This is a genomic window from Streptomyces thermodiastaticus (genome assembly GCF_014656135.1).
Taxonomy (GTDB): Bacteria; Actinomycetota; Actinomycetes; order Streptomycetales; family Streptomycetaceae; genus Streptomyces; species Streptomyces thermodiastaticus.
This window is the reverse complement of sequence record NZ_BNBV01000080.1, coordinates 1-812: the sequence shown is the minus strand read 5'-3', so window position 1 is coordinate 812 and position 812 is coordinate 1. Positions and strand designations below refer to the sequence as shown.

1 protein-coding gene is annotated in these 812 nt (G+C 72.9%); it reads left to right on the top strand.

Annotated elements, in window-relative coordinates; translation table 11 throughout:
• Nucleotides 1-30: 30 nt before the first annotated feature.
• Nucleotides 31-812 (top strand): polyketide synthase dehydratase domain-containing protein (locus IE286_RS26910; RefSeq protein ID WP_229863841.1); only part of this gene is annotated, 782 nt, incomplete at its 3' end.

The following is an 812-nucleotide window of genomic DNA, read 5'->3' as shown; positions in this document are numbered from 1 at the left end:
GCGTTCTTCGCCGGAACGGGCGCACACCGTGTGGACCTGCCCACCTACGCCTTCAAACAGGACAGCTACTGGCTGACGCCCGAGGCCGGCATCACCGACGCGTCCGGCCTCGGCATGGTCTCGACCGGGCATCCGCTCCTGGGCGCCGCCGTGCGGCAGGCCGAAGGCGGGGAGACGCTGTTCACCGGTCGTCTGTCGCTCGCCACGCACCCGTGGCTGGCGGATCACGTCCTGCACGGCGTGGTGGTGTTCCCCGGCACGGGCCTCCTCGAGCTCGCGGCCCGGGCAGGGGAGGAAGTCGGTTGCGCCGAGGTGGCGGAACTGACCCTGTCGGCACCGCTGGTAGTACCGGAACGCGGCGGGGTACAGGTACAGGTCATGGTCGGCGCGCCGGATACCGGCGGCCGGCGCAGGATCGGCGTGTACAGCCGCCCGGAAGAGGTCACCGACCTCGAGCAGCCGTGGACCCCGCACGCCACGGGATGGCTGCGGACAGCCGGCGATGACGCGCCCGACAGCTTGGTGGTGTGGCCGCCCGCCGGGGCCACGGAGGTCGTGCTGGAGGAGGTGTACCCGCGGCTGGCGGAGGGCGGATACCACTACGGGCCCGCCTTCCAGGGTTTGCGCCGCGTGTGGCAGGGTGCCGACGGCGAGCTGTACGCCGAGGTGGTCCTGGCCGAGGAGCGGCACGCCGAGGCCGCCCGCTTCGGCGTGCATCCCGCGCTGCTGGATGCCGCACTGCACGCACTGCTTCCCGCGGTGACGGGCACGGACGGGCCGGCGGTCGTGCCGTTCGCCTGGGAGGGAGTACG